The following is a 23,649-nucleotide window of genomic DNA, read 5'->3' as shown; positions in this document are numbered from 1 at the left end:
GTAACGGGCGCTGTTTCGGATTCCGTCGCGCTTAAAACCGGCGCCACAAGCCCAGCACCGGACCGCCGGAACGCGGGGTTTCGCGCCCGCTGAGAGCCTCCCGCCAGCCGAACTGGACCGCCCACGGGCCGAAATGCCGCACCAGAGACGTCTCGACCGACAGCCAGCGGGGCCCGCCGCCATCGGCCTGACCGGCGTAGGCCTGATTGAGCACCATCCATTTTTCGCCGAAATGGACGCCAAGGGTGGCGTCGACGCGGGTCTCGTCCGGCAGGCCGCCGCGCAGGCGCCGGGCGGCCTCAAGGGTGACGAAGCCGCCAGTGGCGCCGGGTCCCATCCAGCGGCCGGGACCGAAGGAACGGCCCAGGGCGGCGCGGACCTCCCAGTCCTGACCGCCGATGCCGGGGTCGGCGTAGCCGGCGTTGCGCCCCTCCCCGCCGTCAGCGACGCCGCCGTAGAGGGCTAAAGCCGTCTTGTCGTCGCGCCAGACCTGCCAGTTCAGGCCGATCTCCAGCGGACCACGGCCCTCGTAATCGACGAAGGCGTCCTCGCCCGACTGCCAGTCTGTTTTCAGCCGGACGGTCAGGCGGGAAGTGAGGCCGTATTCGGCGAAGAGGGAGACCGCCGTGTCACGGCGCTCGGCGGGGAGCGGGAGCAGGTCGCTGTTCGGGTCGAAGCCCTGATCGGCGCGCATGGCCTCCAGCTTGACGATCACCTGCCCGTCGCCCTTGGGCAGGGTCCAGGGACCGGCCGTAGCCGGGGCGGCGACCGCGAGGGCCGCCAGCGTCAGCAGCAGCCCCCCGGTCGGCTTCAAGTGTCGTAGCCGGGCGACTTCCTGTCGAGCATACGCAACGCGCCCGGCCAGGCGAGGGCCGAAATGAAGCTGATCCCCTTGCCCTGCTCCCTGGTCACGTCCTGCGCCTCGTCGGGAGCGAACAGGACATGCTCGCGCCCGCCGGACAGGGCCGCGACCTGCTGGGCGCAGGCGCGTTCGAGGAAGAAGATGCCCAGCCAGGCCGCCGCGGCCGTCTGACCGACCGCCAGGGTGCCGTGGTTGCGCAGCAGCATCAGCGGCTTGTCGCCCATGTCGGCGATCAGGCGCTCGCGCTCTTCGTGGTCGAGGGCCAGCCCCTCATAGCCGTGGTAGGCGACCTGATGCTGGAGCAGGCAGGCGTTCTGGCCGATGGGCAGCAGGCCTTCCTTCTGGGCGGCGACGCCGACGCCCGCGACGGTGTGCAGGTGGATGACGAAATGCGCGTCCTCCCGGGCCCCGTGGATGGCCGAGTGGATGGTGAAGCCCGCCGGATTGATGAAGCTGTCCGTCTCCTGGACGATGTTGCCGTCCAGATCGACCTTCACCAGGCAGGAGGCCGTCATCTCCTCGAAATACCAGCCGTAGGGGTTGATGAGGAAGTGATGCTCCGGTCCCGGCACGCGGGCCGAGATGTGGGTGAAGATCATGTCGTCCCACCCGTGCAGGGCGACGAGCCGGTAGAGCGCCGCGAGCTCGACGCGCGCCTTCCATTCCGCCTCTGAAACCCTCGACCGGATCGATGTGATCGCGCCGTCCGCCATAGCTGTAGTCCTCGCCTGATTATCGTTATCGGCCTTATGGGCCGGCACGCTCGCGCGCACGTTGATCCGCGTCAAGATTCAGGTTCCGTTAACCGCGTCTTTAACTTGCGAACGTTACGGTAAAGCCCGCCGAAACCATGTCGGTTTTCCGGAGACGTTTGTGACCGTCCTCGTCCAGCTTAATTCCTCCCGGATGCCGGAGCGCGCGCCGCGCGCGGAAGACCTGCTGGCCCTAGCCCGCAACAACAGTACCGACGCGCGCCAGCGGCTGCTGCTGGGCGTGCTGGCCCTGTGCGACGCCAGCCCGCCGGACGGCCAGATGTCTCCCATCCTGGGCGAGATCTTCCTGTTCCTGGCCCGGCAGGCCGAACGCGACATCCGCAAGGCCCTGGCCGACCGTCTGGCCCACGCCGACTGGGCGCCGCCGGCGCTGGTCAATGTGCTGGCGCTGGACGAGATCGAGATCGCCGCCCCCATCCTGGCCTCCAGCCCGGTGCTGCAGGATGACGACCTGCTGCAGATCCTGATCGAGGCCTCGCTGGACCACCAGATCGCCGTGGCCCGCCGCCCGCAGATCAGCGGCCGCATCGCCGACGCCGTCATCGAACGCGCCGTTCCCGCCGTGCTGACCGCGCTGGCCACCAACCGCACCGCCCAGATCAGCGGTGAAGGCTTCCGCCGTCTGGTCGAGCATTCGCGCCGCATCGCCGCCCTGCGCGGCCCGCTGTCGCGCCACCCCGGCCTGAGCCAGGCGCTGGCCGAGCAGATGTATCACTGGGTCGGTTCGGCCCTGCGCGAGTCGATCACCACCCGCTTCCAGGTCGATGAGCGCAAGCTGGGCACGGCGGTCTATGACGCCGTCGAGGGCGTGCTGCGCCAGGCCCGACCGGAAGACTTCGCCCCCGACACGCCCGAGCGCGAGGAGATGGAGCGTCGCCTGGTCGCCAAGCTGCAGGCCGCGGGCCAGCTGAAGCCCGCCATGCTGATCCGCGCCGTGCGCGAGCGCCGCATGAGCCTGCTGGTGCACGGCCTGGCCACCCTGGGCGGCTATACGGTCAATCAGATCCGGCAGGCGCTGAACAGCCCGACGCCGGAAGCCCTGTATTACGCCTGCTCCTCGGTCGGCATCGACCGGGCGGTCTTCCCCAGCCTGCTGGTCGAGCTACGCAAGCTGAACCACGGCCTACCGGGCGACCTTGGCAAGCCGGTGTGGCAGCGCGGCTCGCTGTCGCCGACCTCGGCGGCCCGCGCCTTCCGCGCCATCATCGGCCCGGATCAGGACGAGCAACAGCGCATCGCCGTTTGACTTCACCGTTCGGCTCGGCTTGCGTGCGGTCGTGACCTCGCCTTCTGATCGTTCCCTTCGCCTGGCCTTCACCGCCTCCGACCGTCCGGAGGCGCAGGAGGCGCGCGTGCGTCTGGCCGAACGCTACGGCTCGGTCCCCGAGGATCAGGCCGATGTGATCGTGGCCCTGGGCGGCGACGGCTTCATGCTGGAGACCCTGCACACGGTCATGGAGCGCCGCACCCCGGTGTTCGGCATGAACCGCGGCTCGGTCGGCTTCCTGATGAACGACTACGAGGACGACGGCCTGCTGGAGCGGCTGGCCGGGGCGGGTCGCGCGGTCATCCACCCGCTGCAGATGGACGCCTGGACCGAGAGCGGTCAGGTGCACAGCGGGCTGGCCATCAATGAGGTCTCCATGCTGCGTCAGACGCGGCAGACCGCAAAGCTGAGGATCAGCGTTGACGGTCGGGTGCGGCTGGAGGAACTGGCCTGCGACGGCTGCCTGGTGGCCACGGCGGCGGGATCGACCGCCTACAACCTGTCGGCCCACGGCCCGATCATCCCGCTGGATTCGCGCGTGCTGGCCCTGACCCCGATCAGCGCCTTCCGCCCCCGGCGCTGGCGCGGGGCCCTGCTGCCGCATCAGGCGACGGTCTGTTTCGAGATCCTGGAGGCCGACAAGCGGCCGGTCAGCGCCACCGCCGACAATTTCGAGGTCCGGCGCGTGGTGCGCGTCGATGTGCGCGAGCGGCGGGACATCGCCCTGACCATGCTGTTCGACGAAGGACGCTCGTTCGAGGAACGCGTGCTGGCCGAGCAGTTCGCCTCCTGAGGCTGTGCACGGCTTCTTAAGGTCGTCCGTGCGACCGTGATCGCCAGTCAATTTACGGGAGCGCCCGGTGAGCAATTCGGCCCAGGTCATTCGTCCGCCCAACACCCTTCGCATGAAGGTCGGCGGCGCGTTCGGCGGCATCGACGCCAACGCCATCGCCAAGGCCGAGGAAGCGCTGAAGGCCATGTCGGCCCAGTTCGGCCAATGGCTGCAGGACGAGATCGTCAAGCTGGACAAGGCCCAGTCGGACATCCGCGTCCAGGGCTACAACGCCCAGACCGCCGAGAACCTGTATTTCCGCGCCCACGACCTGAAGGGCCTGGGCACCACCTACCAGTATCCGCTGGTCACCCGTCTGGCCGGTTCGCTGTGCAAGATGATGGATGATCCGGCCAAGCGCATGGCCGCGCCGCTGATGCTGATCGACGCCCACATCGACGCCATCAAGGCCGTGGTCCGCGACCAGATCCAGACCGACGACCACCCGACCGGCAAGATCCTGGCCGAGACGCTGGAAGCCAAGGTGGCCCAGCATCAGGGCTGATCACGCCCGGCGCCGCACCCTCTAGACATTGCCAGCTCCCCCGCCCTAACGGTGTTCAGGGAGGCGCTCATGGCTTTGGTTAAAATCGACTGTCCACATTGTGGGATCGCCCATGTGGCTGCCAACATTGCGTGGCAAGAAGGAAACCCGAGCGGGAAGCTTTTCCTTGCGCGTTGCGGCGCATGCCACCTCCCGATCAGCGGACGCGCAGTCAATACAGCTGGGTATGATACGGATTTCGTGAAATCCGTCGGAGACATCACGCACGACTATTGGCAAATTAGGCAGACTTGGCCTGAGATCGTCTCACTATCAGCACCAGAACATACTCCCGCGAGCGTTGCCAAACGCTTCATAGAAGGTGAAGAGGCCTATCAAAGAGGCAACTGGAACGCGGCCGTCGCCATGTATCGCTCTGCCTTGGATATCGCCACCAAAGGAATGGACGGCGTGCCACCGCGCCTTACCTTCTATCAACGCCTGCAGTGGCTTCACGAAGAACATCGCATCACGCCTGAAATGCGCGCGTGGGCGGATCACGTCCGGATCGATGGCAACGAGGCGCTACACGAACCGGACGAATTTACGGAAGCCGATGCAAAGCCACTTCGCCTCTTTACTGAGACATTCCTGAAATACGCGTTTGAGTTGCCTGGCGAAGTTTCGCGCTATCGAGAACAGACCGAACCTCCCCCTCCGGAATAGATCGGGAAAATCGGACAGAGCTACGCCGCGACGCCGGCCATCTTGCGGGGAGGCATGGGGGCCTGATCGAGGCGTTCCATCAGATAGGCCAGGTCCTCGCGCGGGGCGTTGGGGCGCTGGGTCAGGAAGCGTTCGAGCATCTGCTCGCGGAAGGCGTCGTTCGTGGTGTCCACGCCCTCGGCCTGCAGGTTGCGCCAGGTGTCGACACCGGCGCGGAAGGCCTGGAACAGGCGCGGCGGCAGGCCGGCGCGATCGTAGATGGCCTTGAGCCCCAGCGGACCGGCGTCGTGGATCATCAGCCAGGCGCGCTGGTGCGGGGCGCCCGCCAGCTCAGCCAGACCATGCTCGAACAGGGCCATCTGGCCTCGCGCCAGCGCCCGCAGCAGCAGGGAGCCGGTCAGGGCGCGGCGAGCGTGCAGGCTGGCCACGAACTGCGGCAGGTCGGCATGGTTGGCCGCCTGATCGACCAGATCGACGGTGGCCCGCTCGCGGGCGAAGGAGGCCAGCCGGATGGCGGTCTCGGGCGCGACCGAGTGGCGGGTAACCAGATGCTCGCGCACGGCCTCGGAGGCCATCTCGACCAGACGCTCGGTCACCGACAGGGGCAGGACCTGACGATAGGCCAGGGCGGCGACGATCTCGGGCCGGTCACCGAAGCGGTCGACGCAGCGGCCCAGAGCGGCCTCGGCGATGTCGGCGTTGTCATTGGCGGCGAGGGCGCGCACGGCGGGCTCGGCCCCGACCTCAGCCACGGCGGCGGCGACGTCGCGGCTGACGCGCGGGCGTGAGGCCACGGCGGTCTGACGCACGACCGATCCGGCCTGAACGATCTCGATCAGATCCTCGTCCGAGAAGACCGGCGAGAAATTGATCATCGGCAGGGCGACGCTGTCGACGTCGGCGGCCAAACGGCGGGCCACGTCGCGCGGGATCAGGTCGGAGGACTTCAGCGTGACCGCCATGGCCCGGCGGACCAGTTCGGCGGCATCATTGGCCATCAGGCGCAGGATCTTCTGGGCGGCGGCGCGCTCGTGTTCGTCCAGCGGCGCCTTGTCCATGTTGCGACACAGCTTGTGGGCGGCGGCGGCGCGTTCATCCTCATCCGCGGACTGGATCAGGCGACGGATGTCGATCTCGGTCAGGCGGGCGCGAAAGGCGGTCATGGGACGCTCAGGGTCTGGCTTTGGAGCACCATCGGGCCACCATCGTTAACGGGCGGTTCACCATGGCCGGATTCGGCCTCAGACGTCCGACTTCTCTCCCGGCCCGAAGGCGCCGCCGAAGCCGCCCGCCTTGCCGTCGCCGTCCTGACCCAGCAGCAGGGCCAGCAGGCTTTGATCCTGTTTCAGCCGATCCAGTCGCGCCGCCAGCATCTGGTCGCGCTCGGACAGGATGGGCGGGCCGCCGAGCAGGTCGCCCGAACCCGCGCCCGCCGCCGGAGCCCCCTCGCCCGCCGAGCGCTGGAGATTGGCGTGGACCTCGGCCACCGTCGCCGGGCGGCCGTTACGATAGAAGATGGAGCGATTGGCCGCCGCCGCCTCAGGGAAGATCGACGCCGCGCTGACCCCCGGACGGCGGTCCATGGCCTCCATCAGCTGGGCCGCCCCCGCCGGTCCGAGGAAGTGGGCGGCGTAGAGATCGCCCGCCCCCGGTTCACGTCCGGTGCGGCCCCGCAGATAGGCGGCGTTCTGGGCCGTCAGCTCGGCGGCCATGGTCGAAGCGGCCTGAGGATCGAAGCGGAGATCGAGCACGACATTGCGCGCCGAGCCCTCGACCCGCCAGCGCCCGTCCGAGCCGCGATAGATCAGGTCCGCGTACTGGCCGTAGCCGTGCTTGGCGCCATGGGCCTTCACCGTGCCCAGCCAGGTCTGCTCGATGAACTGGAACAGACCCGAGGCCGAGGACGTCGGCGCGCGCGCATTCGGATTCATCGCGCTTTCGCGGCGCGCTGTGCGCACGAGGAAGTCGGCGTCCACACCCGTTGCGCTGGACGCACGCCGGATGGCCGCCTCTACCCCGCCTGACGATGGAATCGCCCTGATGGTCATAATCGTTAACGCTGGCGAACTCTGGTTAACGAGCCCTTAACGTGACCGGAAAGTCACGTTCTTTCACCCGTCCAATCCGGCCCGATCCTCGCCGCAAACCCGCCCCAACGGCAGCGCTCCATTTTCGTCAGGGACGCTGTGGGGACAGTGAAAGACTGGGACGAAGACCATGATGATCCGTACTGCCGGGGGCCCCGGACTGGTGAGCCCCATCGACTTCCACGAACGCAAGACGCGACGCCTGTCGCGCTCCACCTGGACCGCCATCGCCATCGTGGCGGCGGCCCACGCCGCGGTCGGGATCGCCTTGTACTATCAGCGGTTTGAGCTGAAGCAGATGGTGATGGACGAGCCGCCGACCATCACCGGTCCGATCATCACGCTGGAGCCCCCGCCCAAGGTCGAGCCCAAGCCCGAGGTGACGAAGCCCGTGGCGCCGAATCCCCGGATTCATCCCACGCCCGCGCCGGTCACCCCCACCGACACCCTGCCGGTTCCGATCAACCCGGACGCCCGGCCGAGCGACGGTCCGACGATCAGCTTCCCGCCGGTCGACAATCCTGTGGATCGCGCCCCGCCGGCGACCCAGCCTCAGCCGGAACCGCCCGCCGTCCGCGTCATCCGCAACCCCAGCTGGATCAGCCAGCCAAATGCGGACCAGATGATGCGGGCCTATCCGAACACGGCGCTGCAGCGCGGACTGGCCGGATCGGCGACGCTGAACTGCCTGGTCGGCGCCAATGGCCGGGTCTCGGACTGCGCCGTCACCGGCGAGACGCCCAGCGGCGCCGGCTTCGGCGCGGCGGCCCAGCGGCTGTCGCGTCACTTCCGGATCAACCCCCGCACCGTTGACGGTGCGGCGGAAGGGTCCCGGGTCGCTATCAACCTGCGCTTCGTGCCGCCGGCTGAGTAAAGACCCGGAGGGGCGAGAGGGCCGACGCGTCCGCAAGAGGCGCGCGGCCCTCGATCCCGTCCGCGACGATCGCCCCGACCATCGGCCCCAGCAGCCAGCCGTTGCGACGGGGGGCCAGCGCCAGATGCAGGCCCGGCGCGCCGGACGGTCCCGCCATCGGCAGGCCGTCGGGCGACGCGCCGCGAATGCCAACGCGCGGCTGACCGGCCTGGCCTTCGCCGCCGATCAGGGCGACGCCGTTGGCGACCTGTCTGGCCGCGATCTCCATGTCCGGGTCGGTGCTGCGTTCGCCCGACTGCATGGTGGCCCCGCACAGGGCGCCGTCGGCGGTCGGGGTCGCATAGCCGCCCGGGCCGCGCAGGACCCGCTGAGGCGCCGCGCAGACGATGGGGGTCAGTTGCCCCCGGATCGGCTCGATGGCGTCCACCAGGGCCGCAACAGCCTCAGGAAGCCCCGGCAGGGCCGTCGCCGCGCCGGTGGCCAGCACCACCGCCGGCGCCGTCCACTGGCGTCCATCGGCTGAAACCACCGTCCACAGGCCGTCGGCGTGGAACAGGCGCGCGACCGTCGCCTCTACGCGGGCCACGCCGGGCAGGACCGAGAGCTGGGCCAGCGCCCCTTGCGCCTCGATGCGCCAGTCGTCGGGGGTGAACAGCCCCTCCCCCGCCCGTTCGGCGGCGAAGCCGAGCCGACGCAGGATCACGACGGCGGCGTCCGGGTCAGGGCCGCGCCACTCGGCGCCGTCCAGATGCAGGGTCAGGCCGTGCTGACCGGCGAAGGCGGGCCACAGGTCGCGCCCGCGCTTCAGCAGGGCCGCATGGTCCGGCGACAGGCCGTCGATCAGGCTTTCCATGGCCGGGGCGATCATCCCAGCCGCCGCCGAGGAGGCGTTGGGGCCGCCCGGATCGAGCACGGTCACCGCATGGCCGCGCGCGGCCAGTTCGGCGGCGCTGGACAGACCCAGCACCCCCGCGCCGATGACGATCACATTCGGGGAAGAAGACACGGCGGGTCACATCGACCCGCCGCGCTTGTTTTGCAAGTGGACGTTCTGTCCGCGCGTTACTCGGCGGCGATAGCCGCTGCGCGGCGGGCGTCGATGCGGGCGGTCAGGGCCGCGTGCTGGTCCCACAGGGCCTTGGGCAGGCGGTCGCCGAAGGTCTCGTAGAAAGCGGGGATCAGGGCGGCTTCCTCGGCCCAGACCTCGGCGTCGACGTCCAGCAGGGTGGCCAGATCGGCGTCCGACAGGGTCAGGCCCGACAGGTCCAGCGCCTCGACCGACGGGACGCGGCCGACCGGGGTGTCCACGGCCTCGGCCTGGCCGTCCAGACGCTGGGCGATCCATTTCAGGACGCGGGCGTTGTCGCCGAAGCCCGGCCAGACGAACTTGCCGTCCTCGTTCTTGCGGAACCAGTTGACGAAGTAGAGGCGCGGCAGCTTCGACGCGTCCGTCTTGCCGCCCATGGCCAGCCAGTGGGCGAAATAGTCGCCCATGTTGTAGCCGCAGAAGGGCAGCATGGCGAAGGGATCGCGACGCAGCTCTCCGACCTTGTTCTCGGCGGCGGCGGTGCCTTCAGAGGCGACCGACGAGCCCATGAAGACCCCGTGCTCCCAGTCGAAGGCCTCGGTGACCAGCGGCACGGCCGAGGCGCGGCGGCCGCCGAACAGGATGGCGTCGATCGGCACGCCGCGCGGGTCTTCCCACTCGGGCGCGATGGTCGGGCACTGATGGGCCGGGGCGGCGAAGCGGGCGTTCGGGTGGGCGGCGGGCTCGCCCGAGGCCGGATCGTGGGCCGCGCCCTTCCAGTTGGTCAGGCCTTCCGGGGCGTCCTTGGACAGGCCTTCCCACCAGACGTCGCCGTCGTGGGTCAGGCCGGTGTTGGTGAAGATGGTGTTCTTCGCCAGCGTCGCGAGCGCGTTCTGGTTGGTGTTGCGGCTGGTGCCCGGGGCCACGCCGAAGAAGCCCGCTTCCGGGTTCACGGCGTAGAGGCGGCCATCGTCGCCGAAGCGCATCCAGGCGATGTCGTCACCGACCGTCTCGGCCTTCCAGCCGGGGATGGCGGGCTGGAGCATGGCCAGGTTGGTCTTGCCGCAGGCCGAGGGGAAGGCGGCGGCGATATATTTCGCCTGCCCCTCCGGATTGGTCAGCTTGAGGATGAGCATGTGCTCGGCCAGCCAGCCCTCATCGCGGGCCATGACCGAGGCGATGCGCAGGGCGTAGCATTTCTTGCCCAGCAGGGCGTTGCCGCCGTAGCCCGAGCCGTAGGACCAGATCTCGCGGGTCTCGGGATAGTGGACGATCCACTTGTCCTCATTGCACGGCCACGCCACGTCGGCCTGTCCCTCGGCCAGCGGAGCGCCGAGGGTGTGGACGGCGGGCACGAAGACGCCGTCGTCGCCCAGCACGTCCAGCGCCGGCTGGCCCATGCGGGTCATGATGCCCATGGAGACGGCGACATAGCCGCTGTCGGTGATCTCGACGCCGAGGGCGCTGATCTTCGAGCCCAGCGGCCCCATCGAGAAGGGCACGACATACATGGTGCGACCGGTCATGCAGCCGTCGAACAGGCCGTCCATGCGGGCGCGCATCTCGACCGGATCAGCCCAGTTGTTGGTCGGACCGGCGTCGATCTGGTTGGCCGAGCAGATGAAGGTGCGGCTTTCGACGCGGGCGACGTCCTTGGGGTCCGAGGCAGCGTAGTAGCTGCCCGGGCGCTTGACCGGGTCCAGCGCCTTCAGCGTGCCCTTGCCGATCAGGTCGGCGACGATGGCCTCCTTCTCGGCGTCCGAGCCGTCGCACCAGTGGACGCGCGCGGGCCTGGTCAGCGCCGCGATCTGCTCGACCCAGGCGACCAGACCGGCATGGTTGGTCGGGGCCGGGTGAAGGCCGGGAATCGATTGGGTCACGCTGGTCTCCTGAACCGTGAAGGCCCGGTGATCTGATCGCCGCCGTGGCCCCTCCCTGTGCGTGTGATCACGCTATGTTTCAGCCGGAATGACACCGAAGGCCGAGCGTCGTCAACCGATGCAAGTTTCAACCTCTCGCGAGGCCCCGACGCCGGGCGATCTGCACATTTCCGGTCGCGATCCCGGCGTGGGCGGGGTATCGGGCGGCCATGCAGACGATGGACGCCCTGAACGCGACTCCCGAAGGCGGGCTGAACTCCCCCGCCTCGCTCCGCAACGCCGGGCCGATCCTCGAGGTGCTGAAAGCCCACATGCCCGCGCGCGGCCGGGTGCTGGAGATCGCGGGCGGCAGCGGCCAGCACTCCGTCGCCTTCGCCGGCGCCCTGCCCGGTCTGGACTGGACGCCGAGCGACCCGTCCGCCGAGGCGCGGGCCAGCATGGCCGCCTGGGCCGGCGACGCGAAGCTGCCGAACCTGAACCCGCCCTTGGCGCTGGACATGCTGGACGAGACCGGCTGGCCGACCGGCCCCTTCGAGGCGATGGTCTGCATCAACATGATCCACATCAGCCCGTGGGCGGCGACGGAAGGCCTGATGCGGCTGGCGGGCCGGTCGCTGGTCCGTCCCGGCGGCCTGCTGGCCGTCTACGGCCCCTATCGGGAGGCGGAGGTCGACCTGGCCCCATCCAACGCCGACTTCGATGTCAGCCTGAAGAGCCGCAACCCCGACTGGGGCCTGCGCGACCGGAACGTGGTCGCAGCCGAGGCGAAGACGGCGGGGTTGGCCCTGACCCGGCGGGTGGAGATGCCCGCGAACAACATCATGCTGCTGTTCCGGGCGGTGTGACGGCGCGCGACGTGCTAGAGGCCGCCCCATGAGCTTCACCAAGACCTATGACGGCGCCGAGCCCGTTCGCATCAACAAGTGGCTGGGCCAGTCGGGCGTCTGCTCGCGGCGCGAGGCCGACGCCCTGATCGCCGACGGGCTGGTGTCCATCGACGGCGAGGTGGTGCGCGATGCGGGCCGCAAGCTGGAGCCGGGCCAGACCCTGACGCTGAGCGACGCGGCCACGGCCCAGTTGGCCGAGGGCGTCACTGTGGTGATCCACAAGCCGGTCGGCTATGTCTCCGGCCAGCCGGAACCGGACAAGCTGCCCGCCATCCGCCTGATCAGCGCGGGCACCCAGGTCGGGCCGGGCGAGGTTCCGGGTGACGTCTCCCTGCCCCCCATCGGACGGCTGGACGAGGACTCGCGGGGCCTGCTGATGCTGTCGTCGGACGGGGTGGTGGCCAAGGCGGTGATCGGGCCACAGTCCGATCTGGACAAGGAATATCTGGTCCGGGTGTCCGGCGACATCACCGAGAAGAAGCTGAAGATGCTGCGTCACGGCCTGATGCTGGACGGACGCCAGCTCAAGCCCGCCTATGTCAGCCGGATGGAGTCGCACCGGCTGAAATTCATCCTGCGCGAGGGCCGCAACCGCCAGATTCGTCGCATGTGCGAGATGGTCGACCTGGAGGTCACCGACCTGCTCCGCGTCCGCATCGGCCCGCTGAAGCTGGACAACCTGCCCGAGGGCAAATGGCGGATGCTGACAGCCGAGGAGCGTGAGGCGCTGGTAGGCGGTTAGGCCGGAACGTAGGTCAGCCGGATCGCCTCGGCGCCGATGCGTTCGCTGTCCACCAGACGCAGCTTGGGCCGGGGGCCGATGAAAAAGGGCGCGCCGCCGCCGGTGACGTAGGGGTGGAGGTAGATGCGGTAGGAGTCGATCAGGCCCATGTCGCCGAGGCTCTTGGCCAGCTTCGGACCGCCCACCTCGATCTCGCCCTCGACCTCGGCCTTGAGCTTGCGGACCGCCGCCTCGACATCGTCGGAGATCAGGGTGGCGTTGGGACCGACGGACTTGAGCGAGCGCGACACGACCCATTTCGGATGGGCGCGCCAGGCTTCGGCGAACTCGCGCTCGTCGGCCGTCCATTCGGGATGATCGTCGTCCCAGTAGGCCATGATCTCGTAGAGGCGGCGGCCGTAGAGACTGCCCGCCTGCCCCTTCACCTGATCGATGAAGTGGCGGAACAGGACGGCGTCGGGCGCGAAGGCGTCGTGGTCGACGTAGCCGTCCAGCGACTGGTTCATGCCGAAGACGAGCCGGGCCATGTCAGGCGGCCCCGCCGGTCAGGGCCGGGTTCCTGGCCTCCGCCGCCTTGAACGGTTTCAGCTGATCCGCCAGCGCGCGCTTGAAGGCCGGGCGGGCCTCGCAGCGGGCGACATAGGCGGCCAGGGCCGGGAAGTCGGCGAGGATGTCGGTGTGGCGCAGGTCGCGCAGGACATGGGTCATCAGGATGTCGGCTGCGCTGAAGCGGTCATTGGCGAACCAGCGGCGGTCGCCCAACGCCGTCTGCAGATCGCCCAGCCGCTTGCGCAGGAAGCCCTCGACCTCGGGGCGGCGGGCCTTCGCCCAGTCCTTGTCGGCGTTGAACAGATCAATGGTCGCCAGCTCGGCCACCGTGGGCTCGACGCTGTTCATGGCGGCGAACAGCCAGGTCAGGACCATGGCCCGCTCCGCGTCGTCGGCGGGCATCAACTGGTCGGAGTTCTGGGCGATCCACAGAACGATGGCGCCGCTTTCAAACATTTCGACCGTGTCGTCGCGATAGGCCGGGACCTGGCCGAAGGGCTGCTGGGCCCGGTAGGCGGGCGTGGCCTGATCCTCAAAGCCGATCAGCTGGTCGTCATAGCCCAGCCCGGCCTCTTCCAGCGCCCAGCGCACCCGGATGTCGCGCACCGAGCCCTGGGCGAAGGGCGGCACCCATTTGAAGGCGGTGACCTGGATCATGGGGCGTTTCCTTGTGCCGATGGCTCTGAAGGCCGGGTCATTTCTTGACGTTTGAGTTGATATCAACCTATCTGAGCGCATGTCAAACGTGCCCGAGCCCTTCGCGACGACCCTGCACATCCGGGATCACTGCCTGTGCCTGCACACCCAGCAGGCGGCGCGGGCGCTGTCGCGGCGGTTCGATGAGGTGTTCCGCCCTCTGGGCCTGACCAGCGGCCAGTTCTCGCTGCTGAACAGCCTGAACCGCCCTGCCCCGCCGACCATCGGTCAGGTAGCCGACACCCTGGCCATGGATCGCTCGACCGTGACGGCCAATCTGAAGCCGCTGGAACGGTCCGGCGCGGTCATCAGCACCGTCGATCCGGATGACCGGCGCGGGCGTCGGGTTGCGCTGACGGCCACGGGGCGAGACCTGCTGGCTCGGGCGACGCCGCTGTGGGTCGAGACCCATAAACAGGTCGAGGCCGAGCTCGAGAGCGGCGGCGGCGACCGGGTGCGCGGGGACCTGCGCCGCCTGCTGGGCCGCTGATCAGACCACCGCGTCCTGTCCGCCCCGCTTGCGGAACAGACTGCGGAAGCGGCGGCTGACGGTGGACAGGCGGGTGGCGCAGCCTTCGCTCAGCCCCCGGGCGGGCAAGGGTTTGGGGCTGCGGGAAAGGCACATGTAGCAGGTGAACGGACGGCCGCTGTCCAGCTCGATCACCGTGCGCCAGTCGGCCTCGCAACACTCCGGGCAACGCACCCGGACGGCTCCGTGAAGTCCTTGCATCCACATGCCGCCTCCCTGGCCATACTGGACCAGAAACCGCGATTACTCGCTATACGTGTATCATCGATGCGCTGATTCGCGCCTGCAGTCACCTCAGTGCCCGCTGGCGAACATAAAGACCGCCATGGCGATCATCATCAGGTTCTCGGTCAGGGAGACAAAGCCCAGCGGGACATTGGTCGAGCCGCCGACACAGGCGCATTTCAGATGGCGCTTGTCCAAATAGACGGCCTTGAACACCGACACCGCGCCGACGCCGCCGATGAACAGGCCCACGGGCGCCGACAGCCAGGTCAGGACGCCCGCCAGCATCAGCACCCCGGCCCCAAGTTCGGCGAAGGGATAGATGTAGCCATAGGGCGGCCATTTCTGCGCCAGCAGGTCGTAGTTGAGGAACATGGTCGAGAATTTCTCGATGTCCTGCAGCTTCAGCATGGCCAGCAGACACATGGAGAGGGCGATGAAGGCGGGCGGCAGATTGGCCAGCACCGGGCCGTCCATCCACCAGACCACCACCCCGGCCAGCAGCAGGGCCACGGCGAAGACAGCCAGCACGGGGACGTAGCTGGTGGCGCCGGCCTCCGGGACCTTCTGGCCGAAGAAGCGGCGCAGGTCGTCGTAGCCGCCCACCCGGTCGCCATCGATGAAGGTCTGGGGCGTGGTGGCGACGCCGTGTTCGGCCTTGAAGGCGTCGGTCGCGGCGCGGGTCTTCAGATGATGGTCCTGGACCGCATAGCCCTTGCGCTTCAGCAGCCACAGCGCCTTCCGCCCATAGGGACAGACATGGTCGGGCATGACCATGCGGTAGAGGACGGCGGTCTTACGAGGGTCAGACATCGGGATCTCCGGCTTGTTCACAACGGCCCGCGCCCTATCTGGGGTCCGTACCATGGTACGGAGTCAAGGGATGCGCGATCCGACCATCGGCGGGCTCGCCCGCCAAGGCGGCGTGGGTGTGGAGACCGTCCGCTACTACCAGCGGCGCGGCCTGCTGGAGACGCCGCCCAGCGGAGGATCGGGCGACGGGGTCCGGCGCTACGGGGCCGAGGCCGCGCGGCGGCTGCGGTTCATCCGCTCGGCCCGGACAGCGGGGTTCACGCTGGACCAGATCGGCGAACTGCTGGCGCTGGACGCCGGTCAGGACCGGGCCCGGGCACGCGACCTGGCGCGGACCCGGCTGGCCGAACTGGACGCCAAGATCGCCGAACTGGAGACGGCGCGGTCAGCGCTGCGACGGCTGGCGAAGGCCTGCGGCGAGGAGGCGGCAGGGCCGTGCCCGATCATCACGGCGTTCGAGGGGTAGGCCCCCGATAGACGGTCGAAATACACCGTCTATGCCGTCTATGCCGTCTACGTTGGATGCGATGTCAAAGACCTGAAACGGGCACTCTAGCAGGCCGATGCGTCGTTATTGGACGTGCGGCCAACGGCCCTTGTCATCCCGGCCGGAGCGAAGCGGAGAGCCGGGACGGTATGGCGTTTCAATGCTCCCCGCCCGGAAACTGCGCAGCAGTTATCCGGGCGAAGGGCGGCGGATGGCCGACTGGCACATCAAGCGGGCCGAACCCTGCTTCCGGCTCAGCCCGATGGGCTGTCTGGAAGGGATGAGAGTGGTGTCCCGACCCGTCCCGGCTCTCCGCGTCGCTTCGGCCGGGATGACAAGAGCTTCGCCATGAAGAAGTGAGGGATCGTTTGGAATTCCGCGCTACTCTCCCCTTCCACCCGTAAGGCCCCGCCCATGTTCCTGACCATCCTGCGCTCGGTGGAAGAGCTGCTCTACGAGGTCATGTCGTGGCTGCTCTTCTATCCGCGGACGCTGTTCATGACGCTGACCCGTCCGCTGAAGACCATGCGCTATTCGGACGCCGAGCAGCGCGACAAGCCGGACAAGCAGTATCTGGAGACCCTGAGCCCGCCGATGTTCCTGGTGCTCAGCATCCTGCTGGCGCACGGGCTGGAAATGGCTTTGGGGTACGGGGTCGAGCAGTACCGAGACGGGCTGGGCCGGCTGGTGACATCCAGCGACGAGAACCTGCTGATCTTCCGCGCCCTGATGTTCAGCCTGCACCCGCTGGTCTTCGCCTGGGCCTGGCTGAAGCTGTCGGGGCGCAAGATCGACCGCGACACCCTGCGCCCACCCTTCTTCGCCCAGTGCTATCTGTCGGGCGCGACCTCGATCCTGGTCAGCCTCGGCTCGATGGCGGTGCGCGATTCCGCCGAGTGGACGACGGTGCTGGGGGCGCTGGTCGTCGTGATCAGCACGGTCTGGTACATCGCCATTCAGCGGCGCTGGCTGATGTCCGTGCCGGGCATGACCGGCTGGCGCGCGACGTTCTGGGCCGCCGGCGTGTTCATTCTCACCACCGGCGTGGTACTGGGGGCGAACATCCTGCTGGAGTGAGGGGCGCCCGGTTCGAGCGCCCCTCACCCGGCCTCAGATCGGCTCCATGCCGTACGGCCCGCAGTAGAAGGCGACATAGGTGTCGTAATAGCCGGACGGCACATAGGCCCGCTGGACCCAGCGGTTCTGGCCCCAGCCGCCGCAGCCGTAGTCGGTGACCGTGCCGCCGTACTGGGTCTTGGCGGCGTCGTAGTACCACTCGTAGATGTAGCCGGTGTCTTCCGGCGGATAGTCGACCGCGGTCGCGCCGGTGAGGCCCACAGCGGCGAAGGCCACGGCGGAGACGACAGCCAGGCTCTTGATCCTGTTGAACATACGATCCTCCCTGATTGCGCTTGGGTGCGCGAACGGAGGGGACGCCTCGGGGGCGAGCATCACAACTCAAAGTTTGGTGAAGTTAATGGATGGGGATCAGGAGTTGACGGGCGTCGACGGGGAGGAGATCGGGATAGAGGTCCGCCCAATGCGGGTTCGCCGCCTCGACCAGGGCGAACTTCCACGGCCGCAGCCATCGCTTGATCCGCTTCTCTCTCAGGATGGCCTGATCGACGTAGCGATGCTGTTCGTACCAGACCAGCCGGTCGGTCCCGCGCTCGCGACTGTACCCGTCGATCTGGCCGTGCCGGTGTTCATCAATCCGACGGATCAGATTGTTGGTCATGCCGACATACAGCCAGCCGCATGGCCCGCTGGCGACGATGTAGACCCAGTAGCTCTGGTCGGGGTCGCGCATGATGCAACCTTCGGATGCATCCCAGTGCGTTCGCAAGAGGCCCCTCCTGTCATCCCGGCCGAAGCGAAGCGGAGAGCCGGGACGCGCGGAACATAAAACCATCCCTTCCGGACAGCCCGCAGGGCTGAGCCGGAAGCAGAGTTCCGCACGCTCTCGCCATGACGCCGCGATGAAGGCTGACCGTCGCCCGGATAACTGCTGCGCAGCTTCCGGGCGGGAAGCGTTGAAAGCGCCACCCCGTCCCGGCTCTCCGCTTCGCTTCGGCCGGGATGACAAGAGCGAAATCACTTGGCGTCGGCGCTACAGATACCGCGCCACCTTCCGATCCAGCAGCGCCACCAGCTCGGGCTGCATGAAGGCGTAGTCATCGGGGATTTCGAGGCAGATGACGCGGGCGGGTTTCAGGTGGTGGCGGAAGCGGCGCTGCAGCTTCGACCGGTGCGCCTTCTCCATGACGAAGATGATGTCGGTGTTGGCTCGACCAGCTCGAACGAGCACCCCCCCTCCGCATCCGGCGCCAGCCCGGCCGAGGCGGCCTCAACGCCGGGATGACGCGCGAACACCTGCTCGGCGGTCGGCGAGCGCAGGCGGTTGCGGGAGCAGAGGAAGAGGGGGCTGATCACGCGCCTTGTATCGCGTTTGACATGCAATCTGCCTAGGGTCGGAAATTCTCACGAAAGACCCGTCGCATGCGCCTTCTGACCGCCGCCCTGCTGATGGCGCTGGGCGTCTCCAGCGCCACCGCCGTGGCCCAGACGCGACCCCAGCCCTATCAGGTCCAGACGCGGGCGGACGGGAGCCGGTATCTGGGCTCGCCGATCTTCAATGCGAGCCGGGCGCCGGACCTGTCGGAGAACCCGCTGGACAATGCGGTGCGCGTCTCGGACGCGGCGGTCGAGCATGTGGCCACCGGCCTGACCCTGCCGCGTACGGAGGGCGGCTGCAGCCTGCAATGGCTGAACGGCCTGCCGCAGGGCGGCGGCTTCGCCTCACTGGATCGCGGCGGACGAGGCTTCTACGCCTGCGCCGACGGCGCGCCCGCCTTCGTCATCTTCACCTTCGAGGCCGACATGAACGGCTTCGCCCAGATGCCGGACGACGCGGGCCGGGCGCTGGCCGGCGCCGGCATGGCCCTGCACCGCGACCCGGCCTCGCTGGACTGTCAGGAGACGACCGTCGGCGCCCTGCGCCAGCTGACCTGCCGCGCCACCACCGCCTTCAACGGCGAACAGGTGACCGAGATCGGCCTCTACATCGGCCAGCAGGACACCTTCCTGAAGCTGAACACCGCCTGCCTGCCCGCCGATTGCGCGGCGGCGCAGGCGCGGCTGGAGCGGTTCGCCACCGTCCTGGGCGGCGACCGCCTGCCCGCGGTCGCGCATCCGCGGGATTGATCACACCCTTCGCTATCGTCATCCCGGCGAAAGCCGGGCCCCAGCGGTGCCGCGACGGCGGCGAGACACCGGCCGTAGGAGGCCTGAGTTCTCGACAGCTTCGCGCGCACGCGCGCCGCTGGGTCCCGGGGTTCGCTGCGCGCCCCCCTAGGATGACGATGGCAAGATGAGATCATCCCCCCGCCAGCCGCTGCAACTCCGCCACATGGGCCCTGAAGGCCAGCTTGCCCGCCATGGTGAAGCTGATCCACGTCCGCTGCCGCCCGTCCTGGGCGGCCTTGGTCAGCTTGATGTAGCCGGCCTCTTCCAGCTGTTTCAGGTGTTTGGACAGGACCGAGTCCGAGACCTTGATGGCGTCGCGGATCATGGCGAACTCGGCCTCGTCGACGCGGGACAGGATGGCGCCGATCTGCAGGCGGCCGGGAGCGTGCAGGATCGGGTCGAAGACGGGGAGGTCGCTCATGCGTCGGCCTCGGCCAGTTCCCTGCGGTAGACCTTCATCCAGACCCGGCTGCCGATGGCCATGATGATCCAGGCGATGACGGCGTTGACCAGCGGCAGCCAGCGCGGGCCGTCCCAGAGGCTGGTCCACAGGCCCGCCAGCATCAGGGGCATGATCAGGGCGACCAGGGCGAAGGAGACCCAGCGGGCCTTCCTGGGGCTGTAGCCGTTGACCCACCAGCCGAAGCGGGCCTTCCAGGCGTTCATCGACCAGACGACGCCGAGCAGGCCGAACACCACCGTCAGGGTGCTCCACGGCGGCGGCAGGCCCTGCCCGCCGACCATGATGGCGATCGGTATGCCGCCGACCACGTCCCACATGGGGTGATAGTCGAGCGACCGTCCCACCTCGCCGCGCGCGGCCTTGATGGCGGCGAGGGCTTCCTCAGGGGTTGGGTTCTCCGTCATGGCGACCTCCTCACTTTCCATATTGGAAAGCTAGACGTCACTTTCCACGATGGCAAGTGATAATTTTCCAGATTGGAAAGTGGGGATCAGGGATGCCGTCGGCGCCCCTCCACTACGCTACGCGCGGTCCCCCTCCCCGTCAGGCGGGGAGGAGACTGCGGAACCACCGGTCGAACAGAACGGCCTCGGCGCGGCGGGCTTGGGTGCGGGCGGCGTTTTCCTCGTCGACGCCCCAGCGGGATTCCTGGAAGGCCTCGTCGATGCGGGACAGGTCGAAGGCCAGGTCGCCGTTCAGGGCGCCGCGCTGAACCGCCAGACCCAGCACGGCCGAGCCCAGCAGGGGCACGGCGGCGGCCAGACCGGTCAGGGCGAAGTCGTCCAGCTCCAGCGCCAGTTCGCGGACGCGGGCGATGGCGGCGGGGTCCTGCGGCTTGTGGGTGATGCCCTCGGCCAGTTCCAGCGGGATGCCCAGATCCCGCGCCCAGTCGCGCCACACGCCCCACTCGCGGGCCTGCTGTTCGACCAGAGAGGTCGGGGCTTCGGCGGGATAGCAGAGCAGGTCGGACCCGGCGTAGGCGGCGACCTCGTCGGCCACGGCCTCGCGCACCTGCGACACCCGGTCGATGGCGGTCGAGGCGAGACGGGTGGCGGGCATGGTGGCGGGGTCGATGAACTCACCCTGCGCGGCCCACTCGTCGGCGACTAGACGGGCGGCGGCCTCGGTCGGCAGGGTCAGTTTTGCATGGGCCGGAGTCTTGGGCGCGCGACCGTCGAGCAGGACGGTCCAGCCTCCCTCCCCTTCCGATACATCGACCGCCTTCCAGAAGCGTTTCAGCCGCTCCTCGGACTCGCGGAAGCCCTTCTTCGCGGCGACCATCGGATCAAGCGGGGGGATGTGGGACATCAGAACTCTCGCAATCAGGCGGTGGCGCGGGCGAAGCCGTCCAGCACCACATTCAGTTCGCCGAAGCTCTTCGCCACATGGCGGGCGCCGCCGACGATCTGTTCCTCAGGCGTATGGAAGCCCCAGCCGACGCCCAGCGGCAGGACGCCCGCGTTGACGGCCATGGTGGCGTCATGGGCGGTGTCGCCGATCATCACCGTGCTGGACGCATCCGCCCCGCAGGCGGCCATGGCGGCGTTCAGCATGGCCGGATCGGGCTTGCCGGGACCGTCCTCGGCGCAGTGGCTGGAGAGGAAGATCTCGGCCCAGCCGACGCGGGCCAGATTGCGGGCGACGCCGCGCCGGTTCTGGCCGGTCGCCAACGCCAGCCGCCAGCCGTCGCGATGCAGACGGCGCAGGTGATCCATGGCGCCGTCGTACAGCGGCTCCTCGTGCCCGGCCTCGTACATGCGGTGGAAGCTGCGCTGGAAGCCGGCGACGAAGTCGGCCAGCTCGGCGTCGGTCAGTTGGGGTTCCAGCGTATGCAGGGCCTTGTGCAGGCTGAGGCCCACGATCATGCGGACCCGATCATACTCCGGCTCCGGCAGGCCCATGTCCCGCGCCGCCTCGACCGCCGCGCGGTGGATGGAGGCCCGGCTGTCGACCAGGGTGCCGTCGATATCGAAAACTGCGAGGGGCCTCATCGTTGGCGGCGGACTCCCTCGAACGGGTCCTCGCCGTCGGCCTCGTGCGGGTCGAAGCCGAAGTGGGCGAAGCCGGCCTTCATCTCGGGGCTCAGCGGCGCCTCGACGATCAGCTTGCCGCCCGCCGGGTGATCCAGCTCGATACGGCGGGCGTGCAGTTGCAGCTTCAGCGGGCCGGACAGTTCGCGGGACTTGTCGTCGCCGTACTTGGGATCGCCGAGGATCGGGTGGCCGATGGCCGCCATGTGGGCGCGCAGCTGGTGCGTCCTGCCGGTGAACGGGCGCAGCGCCATCCAGGCGGCGCGGTGGGCGGCGCGGCTGATGGTGGTGAAGGCGGTCTCGGCCGGTTCGGCGCGCGGGTCCTTGCGCTCGGCCGGGCGCATCATCTCGAAGTCGTTGATGCCGGTCTTCTTCAGCGGCATGTCGATCTGGCCCGCCGACGGCTTGGGATTGCCGATGACGATGGCCCAATAGGTCTTCTTGGCCTGACGCCGGGCGAAGGCCCCCGCGAGCCGCTTGGCCGCCTCCGGTCCCTTGCCGAGCAGCAGCACGCCGGAGGTGTCGCGGTCGAGACGGTGCACCAGACGCGGGCGCTCCATCCCCTCGCCCCAGGCGCCCAGCAGGCGATCGACATGGCGGCTGGTCTTGGTGCCGCCCTGCACGGCCAGACCGTGCGGCTTATTCAGGGCGATGACCATGTCGTCCTCATAGAGGACCAGCGATTTGGCGAAGGCGATGTCCTTCTCGGACAGCGCATGGGGATCGCCCGCTTGTCTGGATGTGTCGTCCGGGATCGGCGGCACGCGCACGGCGGCGCCGGCGGTCAGGCGGCCTTCTGGCTTGATGCGGGCGCCGTCGACGCGGATCTGGCCGCTGCGGGCCATCTTCTGCACCTGGATGTTGGACAGGTGCGGCCAGCGGCGGCGGAACCAGCGGTCCAGCCGGATGCCGTCCTCGGCCTCGGCCACATAGATGGTCTGGACCTCCCGCTTGGGCGCGTCTTTCGGCGCGTCGGCGTCGTCGCTGTCAGCGGGATTGTAGATGTCGTCAGTCAAATCGCGGCTCCGAAAGCGCGGCGGGCCAGGATCAGGCCGATAAACAGGGCGATCACCGAGGCGGCCACCGAAATCGCGACATACCCCCCGGCCATGGCGAACTGACGGCGCTCGATCATCAGCACGGTCTCCAGCGAGAAGGCCGAGAAGGTGGTGAAACCGCCCAGCACACCGACGGCGGCGAACAGGCGCAGGCTCTCCCCATGCGCTCCGCCCCGGAAGGCCAGCCAGCCGGTCAGCGCGCCCATCAGCAGCCCACCGACCACATTGGCCGCCAGCGTCGGCCACGGCCAGCCGCCGGTGACGGGCAGCCATCGTCCCAGCCCGTAGCGGGCCATGGCGCCGAGCGCGCCCCCGGCTGCAACGATGAGAAAACGTGTCATGGTGCGCGCTCTATAGCGGTTTCACGGCTTTGTTGAGGGTCTGACGGATGATCGTTGCTACACTTCTGGCTGCGCTGGCCCTGCCGCAGGAGCCGCCCGCCGCCTCCCCCGTCGAAACGACCCTGACCATCGAAGCGGTCGGTCCAAAGCCCGAGTTCGATTCCGGCTATCTGTTCGTGACCTTCTGGGCGACGGGCCGGACCGATGATGGGCGGGTGGCGAAGCACTATGTGCTCTACATGGGGCAGTCCCTGCCGGAGATCGGCGCCCGGTGCACCTTCAGGTCCACGCTAGACCAGATCGACTATGTGGCGGGCGACCAGGCGGCATTCCGCGAGCCGGTTCCGGCGGTCACCGCCTACGACTGCGACGGGGTGCGGTTCTCGAACTGAACAGAGGGCTCAGCGCGACAGAGCAACGTGCGAGATGGCACCATCGCATTTGGCGATGCGCAGTTCCAGTTGCCCGCCTCCTTTATAGACCACGAGAGGCTCGCGCTCCCGGGTACGGATCACAGTCCAAAACCCCGGATCGCCCGGCGCCTCAAAGGCTTCGACCACCGGAAACTCGGCCTTGTTCGCGCCGGGGAAGATCTCCGCCTCCACGGCCAGGAAGATCGCTTCCGCCGTCTCCTCCGTCGCCACCAGCAAACGACCCTGACCGTAGAACCTGTTCTCGCAAGGGGGCTGAGGCGCCGGGGACGGCGGAGCGGCTTGCGGCTCGCTGGCCAGGGTGGATGACAGAAGGAGGGCGGCGATCCAGCTCATGGCG

Annotated in this window: 32 protein-coding genes; 12 read left to right on the top strand and 20 right to left on the bottom strand. The window is 68.5% G+C overall.

The genetic code is table 11. The features are described from left to right. Window positions 1-31: 31 nt before the first annotated feature. Both ACTIEF_RS13980 and ACTIEF_RS13975 read right to left on the bottom strand, forming a co-directional pair. Window positions 32-814 carry a hypothetical protein gene (locus ACTIEF_RS13980; protein ID WP_439472752.1) on the bottom strand — a complete coding sequence of 261 codons (783 nt, stop codon included), beginning with the start codon at window positions 812-814 and terminating at the stop codon, window positions 32-34. Then, complete coding sequence (locus ACTIEF_RS13975) at window positions 811-1,575, bottom strand: class II aldolase/adducin family protein (protein ID WP_439472751.1); 765 nt, start codon at window positions 1,573-1,575, stop codon at window positions 811-813. Before ACTIEF_RS13975 ends, ACTIEF_RS13980 begins: the two co-directional genes overlap by 4 nt. 160 nt (window positions 1,576-1,735) lie before the next feature. Here ACTIEF_RS13975 and ACTIEF_RS13970 point away from each other — a divergent pair, with 160 nt between their 5' ends. The 4 genes from ACTIEF_RS13970 (at window position 1,736) to ACTIEF_RS13955 (ending at window position 4,944) form a co-directional block, all read left to right on the top strand. Continuing rightward, a complete protein-coding gene (locus ACTIEF_RS13970; RefSeq protein ID WP_439472750.1) occupies window positions 1,736-2,881 on the top strand; it encodes a DUF2336 domain-containing protein in 1,146 nt (381 codons plus the stop codon). A 31-nt stretch (window positions 2,882-2,912) separates the two neighbouring features. Continuing rightward, window positions 2,913-3,695, top strand: a complete 783-nt coding sequence (locus ACTIEF_RS13965; protein WP_439472749.1) for an NAD kinase — start codon at window positions 2,913-2,915, stop codon at window positions 3,693-3,695. Window positions 3,696-3,762: 67 nt separating this feature from the next. Next, window positions 3,763-4,239, top strand: coding sequence for an Hpt domain-containing protein (locus ACTIEF_RS13960; protein WP_439472748.1), 477 nt, complete (start codon window positions 3,763-3,765; stop codon window positions 4,237-4,239). A 69-nt stretch (window positions 4,240-4,308) separates the two neighbouring features. Then, entirely contained in the window at window positions 4,309-4,944 is a 636-nt protein-coding gene (locus tag ACTIEF_RS13955; protein WP_439472747.1) for a DUF4145 domain-containing protein, read from the top strand. Between the two features lie 20 nt (window positions 4,945-4,964). On the opposite strand, the gene ACTIEF_RS13950 is transcribed toward ACTIEF_RS13955, so the two are convergent. Continuing rightward, window positions 4,965-6,107 carry a DUF2336 domain-containing protein gene (locus ACTIEF_RS13950; RefSeq protein ID WP_439472746.1) on the bottom strand — a complete coding sequence of 381 codons (1,143 nt, stop codon included), beginning with the start codon at window positions 6,105-6,107 and terminating at the stop codon, window positions 4,965-4,967. A gap of 78 nt (window positions 6,108-6,185) precedes the next feature. Further along, window positions 6,186-6,992, bottom strand: coding sequence for a transglycosylase SLT domain-containing protein (locus ACTIEF_RS13945; protein ID WP_439472745.1), 807 nt, complete (start codon window positions 6,990-6,992; stop codon window positions 6,186-6,188). 172 nt (window positions 6,993-7,164) lie between these two features. Between ACTIEF_RS13945 and ACTIEF_RS13940 the strand changes: the two genes are divergently transcribed. Continuing rightward, on the top strand, window positions 7,165-7,905 hold the full coding sequence (locus ACTIEF_RS13940; RefSeq protein ID WP_439472744.1) for a TonB family protein: 741 nt from the start codon (window positions 7,165-7,167) through the stop codon (window positions 7,903-7,905). Here the strand turns inward: ACTIEF_RS13940 and ACTIEF_RS13935 are convergent. Together ACTIEF_RS13935 and ACTIEF_RS13930 are read right to left on the bottom strand one after the other, a co-directional pair. After that, window positions 7,874-8,911, bottom strand: a complete 1,038-nt coding sequence (locus ACTIEF_RS13935) for an NAD(P)/FAD-dependent oxidoreductase (RefSeq protein WP_439472743.1) — start codon at window positions 8,909-8,911, stop codon at window positions 7,874-7,876. The two genes, ACTIEF_RS13940 and ACTIEF_RS13935, sit on opposite strands and share 32 nt — an antisense overlap. A 56-nt stretch (window positions 8,912-8,967) precedes the next feature. Next, the gene (locus ACTIEF_RS13930; RefSeq protein ID WP_439472742.1) at window positions 8,968-10,812 is read right to left on the bottom strand and encodes a phosphoenolpyruvate carboxykinase (GTP); all 1,845 of its coding nucleotides are present in this window, start codon (window positions 10,810-10,812) and stop codon (window positions 8,968-8,970) included. 209 nt (window positions 10,813-11,021) lie between these two features. On the opposite strand from ACTIEF_RS13930, the gene ACTIEF_RS13925 reads away from it, so the two are divergent. Continuing rightward, entirely contained in the window at window positions 11,022-11,657 is a 636-nt protein-coding gene (locus tag ACTIEF_RS13925) for a DUF938 domain-containing protein (RefSeq protein WP_439472741.1), read from the top strand. Between the two features lie 28 nt (window positions 11,658-11,685). Next, window positions 11,686-12,441: a pseudouridine synthase gene (locus ACTIEF_RS13920; RefSeq protein WP_439472740.1), complete on the top strand. Its 756-nt coding sequence runs from the start codon at window positions 11,686-11,688 to the stop codon at window positions 12,439-12,441. Here the strand turns inward: ACTIEF_RS13920 and ACTIEF_RS13915 are convergent. After that, the gene (locus ACTIEF_RS13915; RefSeq protein ID WP_439472739.1) at window positions 12,438-12,968 is read right to left on the bottom strand and encodes a dihydrofolate reductase family protein; all 531 of its coding nucleotides are present in this window, start codon (window positions 12,966-12,968) and stop codon (window positions 12,438-12,440) included. The genes ACTIEF_RS13920 and ACTIEF_RS13915 overlap by 4 nt on opposite strands. Before the next feature lies 1 nt (window position 12,969). After that, complete coding sequence (locus ACTIEF_RS13910) at window positions 12,970-13,647, bottom strand: glutathione S-transferase family protein (protein WP_439472738.1); 678 nt, start codon at window positions 13,645-13,647, stop codon at window positions 12,970-12,972. 79 nt (window positions 13,648-13,726) lie between these two features. On the opposite strand from ACTIEF_RS13910, the gene ACTIEF_RS13905 reads away from it, so the two are divergent. Then, a complete protein-coding gene (locus ACTIEF_RS13905; protein WP_439472737.1) occupies window positions 13,727-14,176 on the top strand; it encodes a MarR family winged helix-turn-helix transcriptional regulator in 450 nt (149 codons plus the stop codon). Here ACTIEF_RS13905 and ACTIEF_RS13900 read toward each other — a convergent pair whose 3' ends face one another. Continuing rightward, on the bottom strand, window positions 14,177-14,422 hold the full coding sequence (locus tag ACTIEF_RS13900) for a hypothetical protein (RefSeq protein ID WP_439472736.1): 246 nt from the start codon (window positions 14,420-14,422) through the stop codon (window positions 14,177-14,179). It lies immediately after the preceding gene. An 87-nt stretch (window positions 14,423-14,509) separates the two neighbouring features. Then, window positions 14,510-15,253 carry a MauE/DoxX family redox-associated membrane protein gene (locus ACTIEF_RS13895; RefSeq protein ID WP_439472735.1) on the bottom strand — a complete coding sequence of 248 codons (744 nt, stop codon included), beginning with the start codon at window positions 15,251-15,253 and terminating at the stop codon, window positions 14,510-14,512. Between the two features lie 70 nt (window positions 15,254-15,323). Between ACTIEF_RS13895 and ACTIEF_RS13890 the strand changes: the two genes are divergently transcribed. Both ACTIEF_RS13890 and ACTIEF_RS13885 read left to right on the top strand, forming a co-directional pair. Next, window positions 15,324-15,719, top strand: a complete 396-nt coding sequence (locus ACTIEF_RS13890; RefSeq protein ID WP_439472734.1) for a MerR family DNA-binding protein — start codon at window positions 15,324-15,326, stop codon at window positions 15,717-15,719. Between the two features lie 435 nt (window positions 15,720-16,154). Further along, a complete protein-coding gene (locus ACTIEF_RS13885) occupies window positions 16,155-16,817 on the top strand; it encodes a hypothetical protein (RefSeq protein ID WP_439472733.1) in 663 nt (220 codons plus the stop codon). A 33-nt stretch (window positions 16,818-16,850) separates the two neighbouring features. On the opposite strand, the gene ACTIEF_RS13880 is transcribed toward ACTIEF_RS13885, so the two are convergent. The 3 genes from ACTIEF_RS13880 to ACTIEF_RS13870 form a co-directional block, all read right to left on the bottom strand. Continuing rightward, window positions 16,851-17,132: a hypothetical protein gene (locus ACTIEF_RS13880; protein WP_439472732.1), complete on the bottom strand. Its 282-nt coding sequence runs from the start codon at window positions 17,130-17,132 to the stop codon at window positions 16,851-16,853. A gap of 82 nt (window positions 17,133-17,214) precedes the next feature. Further along, on the bottom strand, window positions 17,215-17,550 hold the full coding sequence (locus ACTIEF_RS13875) for a GIY-YIG nuclease family protein (protein WP_439472731.1): 336 nt from the start codon (window positions 17,548-17,550) through the stop codon (window positions 17,215-17,217). Between the two features lie 300 nt (window positions 17,551-17,850). Continuing rightward, on the bottom strand, window positions 17,851-18,048 hold the full coding sequence (locus ACTIEF_RS13870) for a hypothetical protein (protein ID WP_439472730.1): 198 nt from the start codon (window positions 18,046-18,048) through the stop codon (window positions 17,851-17,853). 191 nt (window positions 18,049-18,239) lie between these two features. Here ACTIEF_RS13870 and ACTIEF_RS13865 point away from each other — a divergent pair, with 191 nt between their 5' ends. Continuing rightward, entirely contained in the window at window positions 18,240-18,944 is a 705-nt protein-coding gene (locus ACTIEF_RS13865; protein WP_439472729.1) for a hypothetical protein, read from the top strand. A gap of 172 nt (window positions 18,945-19,116) precedes the next feature. On the opposite strand, the gene ACTIEF_RS13860 is transcribed toward ACTIEF_RS13865, so the two are convergent. From ACTIEF_RS13860 to crcB, 6 genes are all read right to left on the bottom strand, one after another. Further along, entirely contained in the window at window positions 19,117-19,407 is a 291-nt protein-coding gene (locus ACTIEF_RS13860; RefSeq protein WP_439472728.1) for a winged helix-turn-helix domain-containing protein, read from the bottom strand. After that, the gene (locus ACTIEF_RS13855) at window positions 19,404-19,853 is read right to left on the bottom strand and encodes a hypothetical protein (protein WP_439472727.1); all 450 of its coding nucleotides are present in this window, start codon (window positions 19,851-19,853) and stop codon (window positions 19,404-19,406) included. Before ACTIEF_RS13855 ends, ACTIEF_RS13860 begins: the two co-directional genes overlap by 4 nt. 139 nt (window positions 19,854-19,992) lie before the next feature. Then, window positions 19,993-20,757, bottom strand: a complete 765-nt coding sequence (locus ACTIEF_RS13850) for an ATP12 family chaperone protein (RefSeq protein WP_439472726.1) — start codon at window positions 20,755-20,757, stop codon at window positions 19,993-19,995. A 14-nt stretch (window positions 20,758-20,771) separates the two neighbouring features. Next, window positions 20,772-21,440 (bottom strand): HAD-IA family hydrolase, encoded by a 669-nt coding sequence (locus ACTIEF_RS13845; RefSeq protein WP_439472725.1) that lies wholly within the window; start codon window positions 21,438-21,440, stop codon window positions 20,772-20,774. Then, window positions 21,437-22,483 (bottom strand): RluA family pseudouridine synthase, encoded by a 1,047-nt coding sequence (locus ACTIEF_RS13840; RefSeq protein ID WP_439472932.1) that lies wholly within the window; start codon window positions 22,481-22,483, stop codon window positions 21,437-21,439. The genes ACTIEF_RS13845 and ACTIEF_RS13840 overlap by 4 nt, the downstream gene beginning before the upstream one ends. Window positions 22,484-22,491: 8 nt before the next feature. After that, window positions 22,492-22,878, bottom strand: a complete 387-nt coding sequence (gene crcB, locus ACTIEF_RS13835) for a fluoride efflux transporter CrcB (RefSeq protein ID WP_439472724.1) — start codon at window positions 22,876-22,878, stop codon at window positions 22,492-22,494. Window positions 22,879-22,925: 47 nt separating this feature from the next. On the opposite strand from crcB, the gene ACTIEF_RS13830 reads away from it, so the two are divergent. Continuing rightward, the gene (locus tag ACTIEF_RS13830; protein WP_439472723.1) at window positions 22,926-23,270 is read left to right on the top strand and encodes a hypothetical protein; all 345 of its coding nucleotides are present in this window, start codon (window positions 22,926-22,928) and stop codon (window positions 23,268-23,270) included. Between the two features lie 9 nt (window positions 23,271-23,279). Here the strand turns inward: ACTIEF_RS13830 and ACTIEF_RS13825 are convergent, their stop codons facing one another. Then, window positions 23,280-23,645, bottom strand: coding sequence for a hypothetical protein (locus ACTIEF_RS13825; protein WP_439472722.1), 366 nt, complete (start codon window positions 23,643-23,645; stop codon window positions 23,280-23,282). Between the last annotated feature and the right edge of the window lie 4 nt (window positions 23,646-23,649).

This window comes from Brevundimonas sp. (assembly GCF_051858995.1).
Taxonomy (GTDB): domain Bacteria; phylum Pseudomonadota; class Alphaproteobacteria; order Caulobacterales; family Caulobacteraceae; genus Brevundimonas.
Note: the sequence above shows the minus strand (reverse complement) of the source record. Positions and strands in the feature narration are given on the sequence as shown.

Coding starts and splice junctions, on each gene's coding strand:
- ACTIEF_RS13975 (WP_439472751.1), bottom strand. CDS start 1,575: ATGGCGGACGGCGCGATCACATCGATCCGGTCGAGGGTTTCAGAGGCG.
- ACTIEF_RS13955 (WP_439472747.1), top strand. CDS start 4,309: ATGGCTTTGGTTAAAATCGACTGTCCACATTGTGGGATCGCCCATGTG.
- ACTIEF_RS13950 (WP_439472746.1), bottom strand. CDS start 6,107: ATGACCGCCTTTCGCGCCCGCCTGACCGAGATCGACATCCGTCGCCTG.
- ACTIEF_RS13945 (WP_439472745.1), bottom strand. CDS start 6,992: ATGACCATCAGGGCGATTCCATCGTCAGGCGGGGTAGAGGCGGCCATC.
- ACTIEF_RS13940 (WP_439472744.1), top strand. CDS start 7,165: ATGATCCGTACTGCCGGGGGCCCCGGACTGGTGAGCCCCATCGACTTC.
- ACTIEF_RS13925 (WP_439472741.1), top strand. CDS start 11,022: ATGCAGACGATGGACGCCCTGAACGCGACTCCCGAAGGCGGGCTGAAC.
- ACTIEF_RS13920 (WP_439472740.1), top strand. CDS start 11,686: ATGAGCTTCACCAAGACCTATGACGGCGCCGAGCCCGTTCGCATCAAC.
- ACTIEF_RS13915 (WP_439472739.1), bottom strand. CDS start 12,968: ATGGCCCGGCTCGTCTTCGGCATGAACCAGTCGCTGGACGGCTACGTC.
- ACTIEF_RS13910 (WP_439472738.1), bottom strand. CDS start 13,647: ATGATCCAGGTCACCGCCTTCAAATGGGTGCCGCCCTTCGCCCAGGGC.
- ACTIEF_RS13905 (WP_439472737.1), top strand. CDS start 13,727: ATGTCAAACGTGCCCGAGCCCTTCGCGACGACCCTGCACATCCGGGAT.
- ACTIEF_RS13900 (WP_439472736.1), bottom strand. CDS start 14,422: ATGTGGATGCAAGGACTTCACGGAGCCGTCCGGGTGCGTTGCCCGGAG.
- ACTIEF_RS13895 (WP_439472735.1), bottom strand. CDS start 15,253: ATGTCTGACCCTCGTAAGACCGCCGTCCTCTACCGCATGGTCATGCCC.
- ACTIEF_RS13890 (WP_439472734.1), top strand. CDS start 15,324: ATGCGCGATCCGACCATCGGCGGGCTCGCCCGCCAAGGCGGCGTGGGT.
- ACTIEF_RS13885 (WP_439472733.1), top strand. CDS start 16,155: ATGTTCCTGACCATCCTGCGCTCGGTGGAAGAGCTGCTCTACGAGGTC.
- ACTIEF_RS13880 (WP_439472732.1), bottom strand. CDS start 17,132: ATGTTCAACAGGATCAAGAGCCTGGCTGTCGTCTCCGCCGTGGCCTTC.
- ACTIEF_RS13875 (WP_439472731.1), bottom strand. CDS start 17,550: ATGCGCGACCCCGACCAGAGCTACTGGGTCTACATCGTCGCCAGCGGG.
- ACTIEF_RS13865 (WP_439472729.1), top strand. CDS start 18,240: ATGCGCCTTCTGACCGCCGCCCTGCTGATGGCGCTGGGCGTCTCCAGC.
- ACTIEF_RS13860 (WP_439472728.1), bottom strand. CDS start 19,407: ATGAGCGACCTCCCCGTCTTCGACCCGATCCTGCACGCTCCCGGCCGC.
- ACTIEF_RS13855 (WP_439472727.1), bottom strand. CDS start 19,853: ATGACGGAGAACCCAACCCCTGAGGAAGCCCTCGCCGCCATCAAGGCC.
- ACTIEF_RS13850 (WP_439472726.1), bottom strand. CDS start 20,757: ATGTCCCACATCCCCCCGCTTGATCCGATGGTCGCCGCGAAGAAGGGC.
- ACTIEF_RS13845 (WP_439472725.1), bottom strand. CDS start 21,440: ATGAGGCCCCTCGCAGTTTTCGATATCGACGGCACCCTGGTCGACAGC.
- crcB (WP_439472724.1), bottom strand. CDS start 22,878: ATGACACGTTTTCTCATCGTTGCAGCCGGGGGCGCGCTCGGCGCCATG.
- ACTIEF_RS13830 (WP_439472723.1), top strand. CDS start 22,926: ATGATCGTTGCTACACTTCTGGCTGCGCTGGCCCTGCCGCAGGAGCCG.
- ACTIEF_RS13825 (WP_439472722.1), bottom strand. CDS start 23,645: ATGAGCTGGATCGCCGCCCTCCTTCTGTCATCCACCCTGGCCAGCGAG.